This is a genomic window from Cupriavidus sp. F041 (assembly GCF_057814235.1).
Window position 1 is genome coordinate 2,439,912 of sequence record NZ_JBVASY010000001.1, and the last position, 16,563, is coordinate 2,456,474.

Consider the following 16,563-nt stretch of genomic DNA (forward strand, 5'->3'; position numbering starts at 1 on the left):
GATTGAATTTCCGCGTAATTTCCCGGGCGCCGGTAGGTCAGGGTTTGCGGGGCGCTTCGGCGTCTATCAGGCGTTCGGTTTCGTCCTCCCAGGCCTGCATCAGCCTCTTCGCCTGCCGGTAGTTGGCGATGGCACGCCGTAACACGGCGGCTTGCTCGGGTGAGACCGTCCGATGGACAAGCTTGCCGTCTTTCATGTGCCCCCACTCATAGTACGGGCCGTGGCGTGCGTCGGGATCCTGCGCGCAGCGGCAGCCCGGTTTGCCGCAGACCTTCATGCGTTCCAGTAGCGTCCCGGAACACAGATAGTCGATCGCATTTAGCCTCTCCCGGATGCGCTCGATCCGCTCGCGAGCTTGCTTGATGATGGTTTCGGGACGGCGTGGCATAAACTTGACTTTTAGGCGTCTGTCGCTAAGCTTAGCGACAGAATGAAAGGCACGCAAGAACCTTCTCCGCACAAGGCTCGCTTCATCCTTCACAGCGAGCGATTGGGTCCTTTACCCCTCATCAATCACTTCATTCAACGCATTGGCCTGGAGGACGTGCTCGATCGACACGTCCCCTCGGACGCACGCTGTGCGGTTCCTCACGCCAGAGCCCTGGGCGTCCTGCTGCGCTCGATCATCGTCGAACGCGAGCCGATTTACCGCCAACACGACACCGTGCACGGCTTCGCCAGTGGGATGTTCGGCATCCATGCGGAGGAGATGGCGCACCTCGGCGATGATCGGCTCGGACGCGCGCTGGATCGGCTGTTTGACGCCGACCGGGCGGCCTTGTTGACCGAGGTGGCGTTGGCAGTCGGGGAGCGTTTCGGCGTGAACTTCGACGAGTGCCATAACGACAGCACTTCGATCCGCTTCTGCGGCAGCTATCGTGGCGCCTCAGGCCGCAAGATTCGCGGGCGAACCGCACCGGTGATCACCTATGGCCACTCAAAGGACCATCGCCCCGATCTGAAGCAGTTGCTGTTCATCCTCACCATGACCGCCGACGGCAACATCCCCATCGCGTTTCGCTGTGCCGATGGCAACGCGAGCGACTCGCGTACCCACATCGAGACCTGGAATACGCTGCGCGCCGTGGCAGGGCGCAGCGACTTTCTCTATGTGGCCGATTCAAAACTGTGTTCGCGAGAAAACACGGACTACATTGATCGCGCGGGCGGGCGCTTTGTTACCGTGATGCCCCGCAACCGGTTGGAAGACAGCGAGTTCCGCCACTGGATCCAGACCAACACCCCTGATTGGACCTGTGTGTGCGACCACCCCAATCGACGCCACAGCGACGGGCCGCGCGACTGCTGGTATGTCTATCGGGCGCCGTTACCGTCTGCCGAAGCCTGGCCAGTCGTGTGGGTCTGGAGCCCGCTACTCACGCTACGCCAGGAGGCCCGGCGGCGCAGAAACATTGCCGCGGCCATTGAAGCGCTCCAACAGTTACGCGCGCGGCTCGCCGGCGCGAAGACGAGACTGCGGGGCGCCGCCGAGATCGATCTGCAGATCAAGGGGATTCTCGAGAAGCACCACGTCGGCCGCTACCTGAAAGTCCGCCGCACCGTGCGCGAAGAACATCAGTACAAGCAGACGCAGCGGGGTCGCCCCGGACCCGAGACCGCTTACCGCAAGATCACCAAGCGGCGCTTTGACATCGAGTGGACCACGGACGATGAGGCGATCGCCTATGACCACAAAAGCGATGGCATGTACCCGCTGATGACCAACGTTCGCAGCCTGTCACCGGCCCAGGTGCTGGAAGCCCACAAGGGCCAGCCCATGATCGAAAAGCGCTTCGAACAGGTCAAGACCGTGCACGAGATCGCGCCCGTGTTCCTGAAGGACGAGGGCAGAATCGAGGCGCTCTTCACCCTCTACTTCCTCGCGCTACTCGTGCAGGCGCTCATCGAGCGCGAGCTACGTCTTGCTATGAAGCGCGAGCACATCGATGAACTTCCTCTGTACCCGGAGCAGCGTCAGTGCAGACGCCCCACTACCGAACAAATCTTACGTTTATTCAGTCTCGCTGAGCGCCACAAGTTGATCGAAGGTGCGCACACCGTGCAAGTCTTTGACGTGCCGCTCACGGATCTGCAGCGTCAGGTGCTCACGTTACTCGGCGTCTCAGAGCACGCCTTTCGGACGCCAGGCTAGCAACGAAATTCGCGTCAAATTGTGTCCTCGACGTGCGGAATGTAAGGCTGGTGGCAACCATGCTGGCCTACACGACCTTCGCGGTCGGGTTCCTGACGCGGCCGCTTGGCGGCGTGATCTTCGGCCACTTCGGCGACCGCATCGGCCGCAAGAGCATGCTGTTGATGACGCTGATGATCATGGGCGTGTCCACATTCCTGATCGGGCTCGTGCCGACCTACGACAGCATCGGCTTGTGGGCACCCGTGCTGCTGTTGCTGTTGCGCGTCTTCCAGGGGATCGGGCTGGGCGGGGAATGGGGCGGGGCGGTGCTGATGGCTTATGAATACGCGCCGGCGCACCGCAAGGGCTTCTACGCCTCCCTGCCGCAGATCGGCCTGTGCCTGGCATCGGGCGTGGTCGCCTTGCTCTCGCTGCTGCTGACCGACGCCCAGTTCCTCGCCTGGGGCTGGCGTGTTGCCTTTATCGTGTCGGCGGCGATGGTCTTCGTCGGCATGTATATCCGCCTGAACGTCAAGGAAACGCCGGAGTTCGCCGCGGTCAAGCGGCAGAACGCCGAGACGCAGATTCCTTTCGTCGACATGATGCGGCGTTATCCGGGCAATATCCTCAAGGGCATGGGCGCGCGGTATATCGACGGCGTGTTCTTCAATATCTTCGGCGTATTCTCGATCACCTACCTGACCCAGACCATCAACATCTCGCGTACCCAGGCCCTGGTCGGCGTGATGGCGTCCGCGGTGGTGATGTGTTTCTTCATCCCGTTCTTCGGCGGCCTGTCGGATCGCATCGGGCGCACGCGTGTCTACTTCTGGGGCTCGCTGATCACCGCTTTCTCGTCGTTCCCGGCCTTCTGGCTGATGCTCAACGGCGGGCAGAACGTGATGCTGCTCTGGCTGGCCATCGTGGTGCCCTTCGGTATCTTCTACGCGGCCGTGTACGGGCCGGAGGCCGCTCTGTTCTGTGAGCTGTTCGACGCCAGGGTGCGCTATACCGGCATCTCCTTCGTGTACCAGTTCTCGGGTATCTTCGCCTCCGGCATCACGCCCATCGTTGCCACCGCCTTGCTCAAGAGCGGCGGCGGAGCGCCGTGGCAGATCTGCGCCTATGTGGTCTTCGCCGGTGTGGTGTCGGCACTGTGCGCCGCTTTGATCGGGCGGCAGATGCGCCGGGTGTCCACGATCAGCGCGCCAACTGTAGCGTGACGATGCCCGCCACCACCAGCGCCGTCGCCACCAGGCGGCGCTTGTCGAACGGCTCGCGCAGCAGGAAATGCCCGAGCAGCGCCGCAAAGATCACGCTGGATTCGCGCAGCGCCGCCAGCTTGGTGACTGGCGCCATCGTCATAGCCCAGAGCATCAGCGCGTAGGAACCCACGCGGTTGATGCCGCCGATCCAGGCGCGTTTCCATTCCTGGCGGAACAGGGTCAGCAGCGTTCGCCCGCGCTGGCTGAAGGCAAAGCCGGGCATGAAGATATGCGACAGCAACTGCAGCCAGGCGATATAGGAGAAGACGTCTCCATATCGCTTGACCGCGGTGCCATCGATCACGGTGCCGCCGGCCAGGCATGCGCCCGCCAGCAGGGCGAAGGCCATCAGGTCGAGGGACTGGCTGCGCCAGCGTACCAGGCTGACCAGGCCGATGCAGATCAGGGCGATGCCGGCATAGCCGCCGGGGCCGAGCCGCTCGGCGCCGGTCAGCAGGAGGATCATGGCGACCATCAATGGGGCGGAGCCGCGCATCAGGGGGTAGGCCTGGCTGAAGTCGCCGCGGTTATAGGCGGCTACCAGCGATAGTTTGTAGCCGACTTCCAGTGTGACGGTGGCGAGCAGGAAGGGCCATACCTGAGGGGCGGGCAGCGGTACCAGGAATATCATTGGCAATGCCACCAGGAAGCAGAAGGTGTCGATCAGCGCCATTGACGATAGGCGGTCGCCGCCGATCTTGACGATGGCGTTCCAGGAGGCGTGCATGATCGCGGAGAGCATGACGGCTAGGAAGGGGGTGGCGGGGAAGTCGGGGGGGAGGGGCATTTGGGGAAGGGGGGCTCGGGGCTGATGCAACGGCTTAATGTCAAAGTCAAAAGCCTAAAGTCAAAAGCAGTTTCACCACCCCTGCGGGGCGGCGACCTACTTTCTTGTCTTGCCAAGAAAGTAGGCAAAGAAGGCGCCCCATACGGCCTGGTACACCTACACGGCTCGCTTCGCATCGCGCTGGGGTGTGGACCGCCCTTGGGGGCGCTCCACACGGCTACACCGAATCGTTGATCTGGTGGCGCCGCCGTCGTTTGATGCCCTCGGATATCAAGCGTTATGGCTAGCGTCCGGTACCTGCTTCTGCCGGCGAGCCGCCGCTTGCCATCCACTGGTTTTCTCCCCTCTCCCGCTTGCGGGAGAGGGGACGGGGGAGAGGGCCGGCATTCGCCTGGGCGACGGCGGTGCAAGTGCCTCAAGCCGCCCGCGCCAGCGGTGCCTTCATTTCGATGCCCATTTCCCGGAGCGCTTCGCCGATTGCGCTCACCACGTTGCGCATCTCGTTGGCGTCGATGGCGCCGATGCAGCCAACGCGGAATGTCTCGACTTGTGTCAGCTTGCCGGGGTAGAGAATGTAGCCGCGTTCGCGTACCTTGGCGTAGAAGGTCTTGAAGTCATAGCGCGCATCGGACGGTGCATGGAACGTTACGATGATCGGCGCCTGCACGGCGGGCGAGAGGAAGGGGCGGAAGCCCAGTTCCGCCATGCCGCTTACCAGCGTTTCATAATTGGCGCGATAACGCGCACCGCGTACCCGCTGCCCGCCTTCTTCCAGGAACTGGTCGAGCGCGGCACGGAAGGCCGCTACTACGTGCGTGGGCGGCGTGAAGCGCCACTGGGTGGTCTTCTGCATGTAGGTGTACTGGTCGTACAGGTCCAGCGCCAGCGAATGGCTGTTGCCCTGGCTGGCTTCCAGCACGGTCTTCTTCACCAGTACGAAGCCCATGCCCGGTACGCCTTCGATGCACTTGCCCGTGGCCGCCACCAGCGCGTCGAACGGCATGGTGCGCGCGTCGATTTCCAGCGCGCCGAAGGAGCTCATGGCATCCACGATCAGGCCCTTGCCCAGGCGCGCGCATAGCGCGGCGATCTCGGGCAGGGGGTTGAGCACGCCGGCGCCGGTTTCGCAATGGACCTGCGCCACATGGGTGATCGACGGATCGCGGGCGAGCGCGGCTTCGATCAGCGCGGCGGCCGCTGGCTGGTCTTCGGGGATCGGCAGTTCCACGCTGGCGCGGCCCAGTACTTTGCAGATCTTGAGGATGCGCTGGCAATAGGCGCCGTTCTGCGGTACCAGCACCTTGCCGTCGCGCGGCACGACGTTGGCGATGGCGGCTTCCACCGAGAAGGTGCCGCTGCCCTGCATGGGCACGCAGACGTGGCTGCCCTGTCCGTGCACGATGGCGATGAGGTCGTTGCACAGGCTGCGGGTGATAGCGTTGAAGCTGATGTCCCAGGATCCCCAGTCGCGCAGCATGGCTTGCTTGGTGGCGAGCGAGGTGGTTAGGGGGCCGGGGGTCAGCAGGATGGGGTCGTTGCCGCGGATCATGGTTGTGCTCCAGGGATGGATTCAGGGATTGGGATCGTTGGAGTGATGGCTTGCGTGCCTCGTGGGCACGGAATGCCGTTGGGTTGCGATCAGTCGTTGCGGCCGGATTGCCGCCAGGCCTGCGTCTTTGCATCGAGCACGCGCTGCAGCAGGTAGTACAGCAGGCAGGCGAAGGCGGAAGTCAGCACCACCAGCGTGGCCATGGCGGCGGCGGGACCGATGTCGCCGCTCTCGTCGAGGTTGACGATCTCCACCGAGGCCAGCTTGGTATCCGCGCCATACAGGAAGACAACCGCCGATACGGTGGTCATGGCGTTGATGAACAGGTAGCGCGAGATCTCCAGGATGGCGGGCAGGCAGGCCGGCACCGTGACCTTGAGGAAGGTGGCGTAGAAGGGCACCTTGAGCGAGGCGGAAACGGCTTCGAACTCGCTGTCGAGCTGCTTGAGCGCGGTCACCGCGGTCAGGTGGCAGGAGGCGTAGTAGTGCACGATGGTCACCAGCACCAGGATGCCCAGCGTCTGGTACATGACGTTGAGCGGGTTGGCCGCCGGCACGAAGAAGAAGATGTAGCCCAGCCCGAGCACCAGCCCCGGCACGCCCATCGGCAGCACCGCCATCAGCCGCACGAAGCCGCGCAGCCAGTCCAGTCCGCGCGTCTTCTCCAGCAGGTAGGCTGTGCTGAAGATGAAGACGGGTCCCAGCAGCGCGCAGGCAATCGCCATGCGCAGGCTGTTGAAGTACGAGTCCACCACGCCGCCTTCCACCAGGCCAACCCGGTAGTGATCGAGCGAGAGCGAGAAGTTATAGGGCCACAGCTTGACGAACGATGCGTAGATCGCCATGCCCATCACCGCCACCATCAGCGCTGCCATGATCCAGCAGAACGCGGCCATGGAAAGATCGAAGCGGCGGCTGCGGCGCGGCACGTACGGCACGGAGCGGGCGGTCATCAGCGCCATCTGGCGGCGCTGCACGCGCGCGTCGATGTAATAAGTGACGGCCACTGGCACCAGCAGCATCAGCGATACCACCGCCCCCTGCGAGAAATCCTGCATGCCGATCACCAGCTTGTAGATATCGGTGGCCAGCATATGGAAGTTGCCGCCGATCACCTTGGGAATGCCGAAGTCGGAGATCGCATAGGTGAACACCACCATGGCCGCGCTGACCAGCCCGTAGCGCGCGCCGGGCACCGTGATGGTGAGGAACTTGCGCAGCGTGGAGGTGCCGAGCGCATCGGCGGCTTCGTACAGGCGCGCGTCCGTCAGCGACAGCGCGGTGATCAGGATCATCAGCGCATGCGGGAAGGTGGCGAACACCATCGACGCGACGATGCCCAGCGGGCCGTAGATCTGCGTCTCGCCCATGTAGGGCTTGAGCAGGCCCTGGTTGCCGAACCAGAAGATAAAGGAGATCGCCGCCAGCAACGAAGGCGCCAGCAGGGGGATCATCGCCAGGTTGCGCAGCATGCCCTTGCCGGCGATGCGGCTGCGCGTGAGCGCATAGGCGAAGGTGAAAGCCAGCGGCACGGTCAGCGCGGTGGCCAGCGCCGATACCCACACGCTGTTCCACACCGAGCGCAGCAGCGCGGGAGACTCCAGGTAGGCGCGGAAGTGCGCAAGGCCGGCGAGACTGCCGTCGCGGTTCTGCACGCTCTTGGCCAGGATCATCACGATGGGCGCCAGCACGAAGCACAGCAGGGCCAGCGCGGCCACGCCCAGCAGGGCAAGCGCCAGGCGGTCGGTCCAGTGCGCGCGCACGCGGGTGGCGGCGGGGGTGGCTTCAGCCACCGGGGCGGTGGATAGGCTGAGGCTCATGCTTGGCGGAAGATGCGGATGCGGTCGGCGGGAATGGCCAGGCGCAGCAAATCGCCGGCGCTGGGGCGCAAGTCGTGCAGGTCGTTCAGCGAGAGATCGGCGTAGAGCGTGGCGCGGTCGCCGCCCGTGTCCGGCAACCTGAGCGTGAGGCGGGAAAACGCGCCCAGGAACTCGATCTTGTCGACGGTGGCGTCCAGCACATTGCCGCCGTGCTGCTCGATGCCGCGCACGCAGACATCCTCTGGCCGGAAGAACACCTGCACGGATTCATCCGTGCAACAACCGGGCGGCGTCGCGCAGCGCATGCGCGTGCCGCCAAGGTGTAGTTCGCCGTCGCCGCCCACGCGCGCCGCCAGCATATTGGTGCGGCCGACAAAATCGGCTGCGAACGGCGTGGAAGGGCGCTGGTAGATCTGCGCGGGCGTGCCGATCTGCTCGATGGCGCCCTGGTTCATCACCGCGATGCGGTCGGCCATCGACAGTGCTTCTTCCTGGTCGTGCGTGACCAGGATGGTGGTGATGTTCAGCCGCTGCTGCAGCGCGCGGATCTCGCCGCGCAGCCGCCCGCGCACGCGTGCGTCCAGCGCGGAGAGCGGCTCGTCCAGCAGCAGCAGGCCGGGCGAGGTAGCCAGCGCGCGGGCGATGGCAACGCGCTGCTGCTGCCCGCCGGAGAGCTGGGCCGGGTACTGCCCGCCGCGCTCGGGCAGGCCGACCATGGTCAGCAGTTCCGCCACGCGCTCCAGCCGCCGCGCGCGCGGCATGCGGCGGTTGACCAAGCCATAGGCCACGTTGTCCGCCACGGTGAGATTGGGGAACAGCGCGTAGGACTGGAACACGATGCCGTAGTCGCGTTCCATCGGCGGCAGGGTGGAGATGTCGCGGCCGGCCTGGATGATGGTGCCGGCGCTTTGCGATTCCAGCCCGGCGATGATGCGCAGCAAGGTGGTCTTGCCGCAGCCGGAGGGCCCGAGGAAACACAGCAGTTCGCCCTGGCGTACCTCCAGGTCGATATGTTGCAGGGCGGTAAAGCCGCCGAAGCGCTTCTGGATGCCTTGCAGGCTGAGGTAGCTATCGTGCCTGGCGGTCATGTTTTGCATGGCGTGTCGCCTCTTGTGGGGGTGAGGACTGGCTTGGCTCGCTGCCGCGCAAGGGCATGGCGTCATGCCCTTGCGCGCTGGCGGCCATATTGTTTGCCTTATTGCTTCTCCGACTTGCCGCTATAGCGCTTCTGCCATTCGTTGAGCACGCGCTCGCGGTTCTTGGCGATATAGCTGAAGTCGTTCTTGACCAGCATCTTTTCGTAGTTCACCGGGATGCTCTCCACCTTCTTGGCGATGCCGGGATAGGCCACGATGGCCCAGTCGCGGGCGAACAGTTCATTGGCTTCCTTGCTGGCCAGCCAGTCCAGGTAACGCTGCGCGGCTTCCAGCTTTTTGGTGCCCTTGACGATGCCGGCGGCCTCGATGTCGTAACCCAGCCCCTCGGTCGGGAAGATCATGTCGATGGGCGCGCCCGAGGCCCTGGTCTTGTGCGCGCGCAGCTCGAACGAGATGCCGATCGGGAACTCGCCGGCGCCAGCCTGCTTGCACGGCTTGGAACCGGAGTGCGTGTACTGGGCGATGTTCTCGTGCAGCGCGTCCATGTACTTCCAGCCTTCCTGCTCGCCGAACAGTTGCAGCCATGCGGTCACGTCGAGAAAGCCTGTGCCGGACGACGCCGGGTTGGGCATCACGATCATGCCCTTGTAGACGGGCTTGGTCAGGTCGCGCCACGTTTCGGGCTTGGGCAGGTTGCGCTTCTTGGCCTCCACGGTGTTGAAGCAGATGGTGGCACCCCATACGTCCAGGCCGACCCAGTTAGGCGGCGTGGCCTTGTCGCTGTAGTCGCGGGTGAGACGGTCGAAGCCCTTTGGCGAATAAGGCGTCAGCATGTTTTCCTGTTTAAGCAGTTCCAGGCTGGATGCAGCCAGCCCGGCGATCACGTCGGCCTGCGGATTGGCTTTTTCCGCGAGCGCCTTGGCGGTGATCACGCCGGTGGAATCCCGCACGTACTTCAGTTCGATGTCCGGGGCGACCTTGGCGAAGCCCTCGGCGTAGGGCTTCAGCGTTTCGATCTCCCACGCCGTATAGACGGTGAGGGTGGTCTTCTGCGCCATCGCGGCACTGGCGCAACACAGGGCGAGGGCGCCGGCGGCCAGGTGCGGAACGAACTTGAACGTCGCTTTCATGTTGGGCTCCTTGTGGCATTCTAGGTGGTGTTGTATGTCAATTTGGTGAATTTGTTGCAGTGCTTTGGGGCATGTTGCACCACCAGCGCATCACCACATATCACCGTTAAACTCTTGTTTTACAACGCTTGTAAGACGTGTGCCCGGACTTTCCGGGATGCTGAGCGGCGCTTCGTGCTCTTCACCGATAGCTAGTTTGTTGACAATATACAAACTGCTTGCTTTAATGACAACCAGGAATTTCGATGGTCCCGAATCAGGAGTCTTCATGTCACGGCCAGCCGCTCAGTCGAGCGATATTGCGATCCTGCAGAGCCAGTCGCTGACCACCCTGGTGCAGCGCGAGCTTGAAATGCGCATCGTGTCCGGCGGTCTGCTACCCGGCGCCAGGCTCAATGAAATCGAACTCGCAGGCGAGTTCAATGTGTCGCGCGGCCCGCTGCGCGAAGCCTTCCGGGCGCTGGAGCAGGCCGGCCTGCTGCGCACCGAGAAAAACCGCGGCGTGTTCGTGCGCGCCATCTCCCTGGAAGAAGCCGACGAAATCTATGCGCTGCGCGCGGTGCTGGACGAATACGTGGGCCGCCTGCTCGCCGCCAACATCACGGCCGAAGGCGTGCGCGAGCTGCGCGCGCTGATCGAGGCCATGGGCGCGGCCAGCACCGCGCGCGATCTCGACGAATACTCCCGCCTCAACCTCGCCCTGCACGACCGCATGGTGGAGCTCGCCGGCAACCGCAAGCTGGTGGATACCTATCGGCGCCTGGTCAAGGAACTCACCCTGTACCGGCGCGAGGCGCTGTCCGCGGACAGCAACGCCATTCCCACCTCGACGCGCGAGCACCGCGAGATCGTGTCCGCCATTGCCGGGCGCGACGTGGAGCTGGCCGGCAGGCTGATGCGCGAGCACGTGGAACGTGGCCGCGCCCGCATGCATGCCGCCGTGGATGGCGGCGCCGCTACCCATACGCCCTGAAGCCTTTCCTCTCCCGCACAGGAACCCCCGATATGTCGAACCCGAATCTTTCCAGCGTCGCCGCACCGAGCATCACTGTCAATCAGCGCACCTACCAATGGATGAAACAGCCCGTGGTGGTGGTCTGCGTGGACGGTTGTGAATTCGATTACCTGGAAGCGGCGGCGGCCAGCGGCAGCGCGCCCTACCTGAAACGCCTGCTGGCCGAAGGCGCCAGCTTCCGCGGGGCGTGCGTGGTGCCCACCTTCACCAACCCCAACAACCTCTCCATCGTGTGCGGGGCGCCGCCGGCGGTGCACGGTATCTGCGGCAACTACTTCTTCGATCGCAGCGCCAACGGCGGGCGCGGCGAGGAAGTCATGATGAACGACCCCAAGTACCTGCGCGCCGGCACCATCCTGGCCGCCTTTGCCGATGCCGGCGCCAGCGTGGCGGTGGTGACCGCCAAGGACAAGCTGCGCCGCCTGCTCGGCTACGGCATGCGCGGCATCTGCTTTTCCTCGGAGAAGGCCGACCAGGCCACGGTGGAGGAGAACGGCATCGACAACGTGCTGGAGCTGGTCGGCATGCCGGTGCCGGACGTGTACAGCGCGGAGTTGTCCGAGTTTGTCTTTGCGGCAGGCGTGCGGCTGATGGAAACGCGGCGGCCGGACCTGATGTACCTGTCCACTACCGACTACATCCAGCACAAGTTCGCCCCTGGCTCGGACGGCGCCAACGCCTTCTACGCCATGATGGACAAATACCTGGCGCAGCTCGACGCGCTCGGCTGCGTGGTGGCGCTGACCGCCGACCACGGCATGAACGCCAAGCACGACGACGCCACCAAGGCCCCCAACGTGATCTACCTGCAGGACCAGCTCGATGCGTGGCTGGGCCGCGGCGTAGAGGCGGGCGGCGCGCGCGTGATCCTGCCGATCACCGATCCCTACGTGGTGCACCACGGCGCGCTCGGCTCGTTTGCCACTGTCTATCTGCCGGAGGATGCCGACCGCGCCGCGCTCAAGGAACGGCTGGCGGCGCTGCCGGGCATCGAATGCGTGCTCGATAACGCCGAGGCCTGCGCGCGCTTCGAGCTGCCGCCGGACCGTGTGGGCGATCTCGTGATCGTCAGCGGCAAGCATGTGGTACTGGGCACCAGCCAGAGCCGGCACGACCTGTCCGGCCTGGACGCGCCGCTGCGCTCGCATGGCGGCGTGTCGGAGCAGACCGTGCCGCTGGTGTTCAACCGCGCCACGGCGGGCATTCCCGGCAAGGCGCAGCTACGCAACTTCGACATCTTCGACGTCGCGCTCAATCACCTGCACTGAGCGCAGCCCCATTTCGCCCGAATCCTTGACGCGAGAACCGACATGAATGCCCCCCAGTTTTCCGCCGGCCAGGTCAGCCCGCATTTCCGCGCCGAAGCGCTGCGCATCGACGGCAAGAAAATCACGCGCGAGCGCGTGATCGAAGTCTGCAACCCCTACGACGGCTCGCTGGTCGGCACCGTGCCGATGGCCAGCGTGGAAGACGTGCGGCATGCCTTTGCCGTGGCGCGCGCCTACCGCTCCACGCTGACCCGTTTCGAACGCGCCGCCATCCTCAACCGCGCCGCCGCACTGCTGCGCGAGCGGGTGGAGGAAGCGTCGGACCTGATCACGCTCGAATCCGGGTTGTGCAAGAAGGACTCGCTCTACGAGATCGGCCGGGTGGCCGACGTGCTCGGCTTTGCCGCCAACGAAACCCTGCGCGACGACGGCCAGTTGTTCTCCTGCGACCTGACCCCGCACGGCAAGAAGCGCCGCGTGATGACCCAGCGCTCGCCGTTCCTTGGCGTGATCTGCGCCATCACGCCGTTCAACCATCCGATGAACCAGGTCGCGCACAAGGTGGCGCCGTCCATCGCCACCAACAACCGCATGGTGCTCAAGCCGTCGGAAAAGGTGCCGCTTTCGGCCTGCTACCTGGCCGACATCCTGTATGAAGCCGGCCTGCCGCCGCAGATGCTGCAGGTGGTGACGGGCGACCCGCGCGAAATCGCCGACGAGCTGATCACCCATCCCTCGGTGGACCTGGTCACCTTCACCGGAGGCGTCGGCATCGGCAAGTACATCGCCAGCAAGGCCGGCTACAAGCGCGTGGTGCTGGAGCTGGGCGGCAACGACCCGCTGATCGTGATGGACGACGCAGACCTGGAGCGCGCCGCCGACCTGGCGGTGCAGGGCTCGTACAAGAATTCCGGGCAACGGTGCACTGCAGTCAAGCGCATGCTGGTGCACCAGGCTGTGGCCGACCGCTTCACCGAGCTGGTGGTGGAAAAGACCCGTGCCTGGAAATATGGCGACCCGATGGATCGCACCGTGGATATGGGCACCGTGATCGACGCCGAGGCCGCCGCGCTGTTTGAGTCCCGCGTGAAGGAGGCGGTGGCGCAGGGGGCGCGGCTGGTGCTGGGTAACCATCGCGACGGCGCGCGATACTCGCCTACCGTGATCGATCGTGTCGATCCGGCCATGACGGTCGTGCGCGAGGAAACCTTTGGGCCCGTCTCGCCCATTATTACCTTCCGGGATATCGATGACGCCATCCGTATTTCCAACGGTACCGCGTTTGGATTGTCCTCGGGTGTATGCACCAACCGGATGGACGACTTTGCCCGCTTTGCCGATGAGTTGCAGGTGGGTACGGTCAACCTGTGGGAGGTGCCTGGTTATCGTATCGAACTGACGCCGTTTGGGGGGATCAAGGATTCGGGGCTTGGCTATAAGGAAGGTGTGCAGGAGGCGATCAAGAGTTTTACTAATTTGAAGTCGATTACGATGCCTTGGGGGTAGGGGTTGGGGTTGTCGCTACTTTTTGGGGCGGTGTTGGTTTTTGCACCCCAAAGCGTACGACATCCCCCCTGCGGGGGGACGCCGACTTTTCTTTGCTTCGGCGCCTCGGCAAAGAAAACTAAGGAAAACTAACGAAAAGAAAGCCGACCCTGCCGGGGGCAGAGCAATCAGGGTATTGCGTGTTGGTGGTTGCGTCGTGCGGCCCAAGGTGTTGGCTGGCGTGCCTTACCGGCTCGAAGGGCAGCGTAATGGCATTACGCAGTGGTTTCGTGGTGCGGCCCCTGATTGCACCCCCCAGCGCCCATTCGGCCATCTGCCGTTCGCGGTGCAAAGGGCCACGATTATTCGAGACTTACTGGTTTCGTGGTTTTGTCTCTGACGGCAAGCGCGGTGATTGTTCGGTCCCTGTCGTTCGCGGGGGTGGGCGCCGCGTAACTTCGCAATGATGGGTTTCGTGGTGGGCGCGGTGGCCCGTGCTCCGTCACCTGAGGCCTCGCTCATGGAGTGGTAGCGAACCGCACAACACCATCGCCAGACTCTTCCGAGTTTGCTGACCGGGCCACGGTGCCCACCACGAAACGAAGACGGTTGTATTCAGTCACGGCCAGCGCCGGTACGGCAGGGTGTCGAATGGCAGGGTATTCGCCGTCAGAGACAAAACCACGAAACCAGCAAGGTATGAAATGCCGTGGCCCATTGCACCGCGAACGGCAGATGGCCGAATGGGCGCTGGGGCGTGCAATCAGGGGCCGCACCACGAAACCCGTGTGGCGCGCAGCGGTATTGCCGTTGAAGTCGGTAGGACATGCCAGCCGAAGCCACTGCCCGCACGACGGAATCACTGTCGCCAAATAGCCTGATTGTTCTGCTCCCGGCAGGGTCGGCTTTCTTTTCGTTAGTTTTCTTTGCCGACGACGCAAAGAAAAGTGACCGGCGTCCCCCGCAGGGGGATGTCGTATTCCTTTGGGTGCAAAAACCAACACCGCCCCAAAAAGTAGCGACAACCCCCAAAAAAATCCCCAAAAGCCAACCAATCCTCATCCCCCCACCGCCAAAACCCGATCCCCAGCAATCGTAGTCCGATGCAACTCCCGATCGAACCCATCATAGTCATTCATCGCCAGATGCTGCGTACACCGGTTATCCCACACCGCCAACGCCCCCCGCGTCCACCGGAACCGGCAAGTAAACTCCGGCCGCACCGCATGGCTATACAGGAACTGCAGCAACGGCGCGCTCTCCTCCTCGGTCATGCCTTCGAAACGCAGCGTATAGGTGCTATTGACATAGAGCGCCTTCTTCCCGGTGGCGGGGTGGATGCGCACCACCGGATGCGAGACCTCGCTGCTGGCGCGCTCGTCGGTGCGTACATCCATCTTGTGCGCGGGATCGCCATTGTTGACGACCGCGCCGCCGGCGCCGTATGAACGCACCGGACTATGCACGGCACGCAGCTTGTCCAGAACCTCCTTCATGCCGTCCGACAGCGCATCGTAGGCGCGATACATATTGGTCCACATGGTGTCGCCACCATAGGGCGGAATCACGCGGGCGTACAGCGCGGACCCCAGCGGTGGGGTTTCCGCATAGCTCATGTCGGTGTGCCACAGCCCGCCAAAATTGCGTTTGGTCTGCTCGGTCCTGCCCTTCATCACCGGCAGGATCTCGGGATGCCCTTGCAGCGCGCGGATGAACGGCACTTCCAGCAGATCGCCAAAGCGCGCGCTGAACGCCTTGTGCTGCTCGGGCGTCAGTTCCTGGTCGCGAAAGAAGATCACCAGGTTGTCGTGCAGCGCCGAGCGGATCTCGGCGAAGGTCTCGTCGGACAGCGGCCGGGCAAGGTCGATGCCGCGGATTTCCGCGCCGAGCGCGCCGGCAATGGGGTGGATATCGATAAGGCGGTATTGCGACATGGCTTGTCTCCTTGGTGGTGGACGGTGTCTGGCCTTACTGGACCGTGATATTCGCGCCGCGCACCAGCGTGCTCCACTTGCGCGATTCCGCTTCGATATAGCGGCCGAAAGCCTGCGGCCCGGCGCCGGAGACGATGCCGCCCATCTCGTCGAGCTTCTTGCGCACGTCGGGCATCTTCAGCACGGCCTCCAGCTCGGTGTCGAGCCGGGCGACGATGGCCTTGGGCGTGGCCGCCGGCACCAGCACGCCGAACCATCCGGCGATTTCGTAGCCCTGCAGGCCGGCTTCCGCCATGGTGGGCACATCGGGCAGCTGCGCGGAGCGTTGGGCGCTGGTGATGGCCAGCGCGCGCAGCTTGCCCGCCTTCACCAGCGGCAGCGCGGAGGGCATGTTGTCGAACATCACCGGCACATGCCCGGCCATGGTGTCGTTCAGCCCCGGCGCGCTGCCCTTGTAGGGGATGTGGGTCATCTTCACGCCCGAGGTGGTGGCGAAGAGCTCGCCCGCCAGGTGCAGCGAGGTGCCGGCGCCCGGCGTCGCGTAGCTCAGCGGGGCTGGCTGCCGCTTGCCGTAGTCGATCAGGTCGCGCACCGAATGCACCGGCAGCGCCGGATTGACCACCAGCAGATTAGGCACCGCCATCAGCATGGTCACCGGGGCCAGGTCCTTGAGCGGGTTGTAGGGCAGGTCCGGATACAGCGAAGGGTTGATGGCGATGGGGCCGATATTGCCCATCACGATGGTGTAGCCATCGGCCGGCTGCTTGGCCACGTAGTCGGTTCCCACGTTGCCGCCGGCACCCGCCTTGTTTTCCACCACCACCGGCTGGCCGAGCCGCTCTCCCAGCTTCTGGCCGACGATGCGCGCGAGCATGTCGGTCGAGCCGCCGGGCGGATAGGGCACGACCCATTTGATCGGCTTGGCGGGCCAGGCATCGGCGGCCTGCGCGGCCGGGGCCAGCAGCGCCAGGGCGAGGATGGAAGCAAGTGCGGGGGCGATGGTCTTCATCTTGTCTCCTGTGCAAGAGGTGAGGCGCGGTGCTTGCCGCCGCCTTCTTTCTGCTTTAGTATGTTCACCT

General features: G+C 64.2%; 13 protein-coding genes and 1 pseudogene. 5 read left to right on the forward strand and 9 right to left on the reverse strand.

Annotated features, from left to right (window positions below):
- Positions 1-37 precede the first annotated feature (37 nt).
- Positions 38-388: a DUF6788 family protein gene (locus ACZY0R_RS11165; RefSeq protein WP_488857120.1), complete on the reverse strand. Its 351-nt coding sequence runs from the start codon at positions 386-388 to the stop codon at positions 38-40.
- 42 nt (positions 389-430) lie between these two features.
- Between ACZY0R_RS11165 and ACZY0R_RS11170 the strand changes: the two genes are divergently transcribed.
- Entirely contained in the window at positions 431-2,152 is a 1,722-nt protein-coding gene (locus ACZY0R_RS11170; RefSeq protein WP_488858407.1) for an IS1634 family transposase, read from the forward strand.
- Between the two features lie 11 nt (positions 2,153-2,163).
- A pseudogene (locus ACZY0R_RS11175) lies at positions 2,164-3,357 on the forward strand (MFS transporter); the annotation flags it as partial.
- Here the strand turns inward: ACZY0R_RS11175 and ACZY0R_RS11180 are convergent.
- From ACZY0R_RS11180 to ACZY0R_RS11205, 6 genes are all read right to left on the reverse strand, one after another.
- On the reverse strand, positions 3,335-4,186 hold the full coding sequence (locus tag ACZY0R_RS11180) for an EamA family transporter (RefSeq protein ID WP_488858408.1): 852 nt from the start codon (positions 4,184-4,186) through the stop codon (positions 3,335-3,337). The pseudogene ACZY0R_RS11175 and the gene ACZY0R_RS11180 sit on opposite strands and share 23 nt — an antisense overlap.
- A gap of 415 nt (positions 4,187-4,601) precedes the next feature.
- The gene (locus ACZY0R_RS11185; protein WP_488858409.1) at positions 4,602-5,735 is read right to left on the reverse strand and encodes a 2-aminoethylphosphonate--pyruvate transaminase; all 1,134 of its coding nucleotides are present in this window, start codon (positions 5,733-5,735) and stop codon (positions 4,602-4,604) included.
- 89 nt (positions 5,736-5,824) lie between these two features.
- The gene (locus ACZY0R_RS11190; RefSeq protein WP_488858410.1) at positions 5,825-7,555 is read right to left on the reverse strand and encodes a putative 2-aminoethylphosphonate ABC transporter permease subunit; all 1,731 of its coding nucleotides are present in this window, start codon (positions 7,553-7,555) and stop codon (positions 5,825-5,827) included.
- Positions 7,552-8,652, reverse strand: a complete 1,101-nt coding sequence (locus tag ACZY0R_RS11195) for a putative 2-aminoethylphosphonate ABC transporter ATP-binding protein (RefSeq protein ID WP_488858411.1) — start codon at positions 8,650-8,652, stop codon at positions 7,552-7,554. The genes ACZY0R_RS11190 and ACZY0R_RS11195 overlap by 4 nt, the downstream gene beginning before the upstream one ends.
- Positions 8,653-8,750: 98 nt before the next feature.
- Positions 8,751-9,782: a putative 2-aminoethylphosphonate ABC transporter substrate-binding protein gene (locus ACZY0R_RS11200; RefSeq protein WP_488858412.1), complete on the reverse strand. Its 1,032-nt coding sequence runs from the start codon at positions 9,780-9,782 to the stop codon at positions 8,751-8,753.
- 90 nt (positions 9,783-9,872) lie between these two features.
- On the reverse strand, positions 9,873-10,052 hold the full coding sequence (locus ACZY0R_RS11205) for a hypothetical protein (protein WP_488858414.1): 180 nt from the start codon (positions 10,050-10,052) through the stop codon (positions 9,873-9,875).
- Here ACZY0R_RS11205 and ACZY0R_RS11210 point away from each other — a divergent pair.
- Genes ACZY0R_RS11210 through phnY form a run of 3 tightly spaced genes read left to right on the forward strand, consistent with a single transcriptional unit; the run spans position 10,051 to position 13,571 of the window.
- Complete coding sequence (locus tag ACZY0R_RS11210; RefSeq protein ID WP_488858415.1) at positions 10,051-10,755, forward strand: phosphonate utilization associated transcriptional regulator; 705 nt, start codon at positions 10,051-10,053, stop codon at positions 10,753-10,755. The genes ACZY0R_RS11205 and ACZY0R_RS11210 overlap by 2 nt on opposite strands.
- 32 nt (positions 10,756-10,787) lie before the next feature.
- Positions 10,788-12,065: a phosphonoacetate hydrolase gene (phnA, locus tag ACZY0R_RS11215; protein ID WP_488858417.1), complete on the forward strand. Its 1,278-nt coding sequence runs from the start codon at positions 10,788-10,790 to the stop codon at positions 12,063-12,065.
- Between the two features lie 42 nt (positions 12,066-12,107).
- A complete protein-coding gene (phnY, locus tag ACZY0R_RS11220; protein WP_488858418.1) occupies positions 12,108-13,571 on the forward strand; it encodes a phosphonoacetaldehyde dehydrogenase in 1,464 nt (487 codons plus the stop codon).
- 1,037 nt (positions 13,572-14,608) lie between these two features.
- Here phnY and ACZY0R_RS11225 read toward each other — a convergent pair.
- Positions 14,609-15,484: a TauD/TfdA dioxygenase family protein gene (locus ACZY0R_RS11225; protein WP_488858420.1), complete on the reverse strand. Its 876-nt coding sequence runs from the start codon at positions 15,482-15,484 to the stop codon at positions 14,609-14,611.
- 34 nt (positions 15,485-15,518) lie between these two features.
- Positions 15,519-16,493 carry a Bug family tripartite tricarboxylate transporter substrate binding protein gene (locus tag ACZY0R_RS11230; protein WP_488858422.1) on the reverse strand — a complete coding sequence of 325 codons (975 nt, stop codon included), beginning with the start codon at positions 16,491-16,493 and terminating at the stop codon, positions 15,519-15,521.
- Positions 16,494-16,563: the final 70 nt, after the last annotated feature.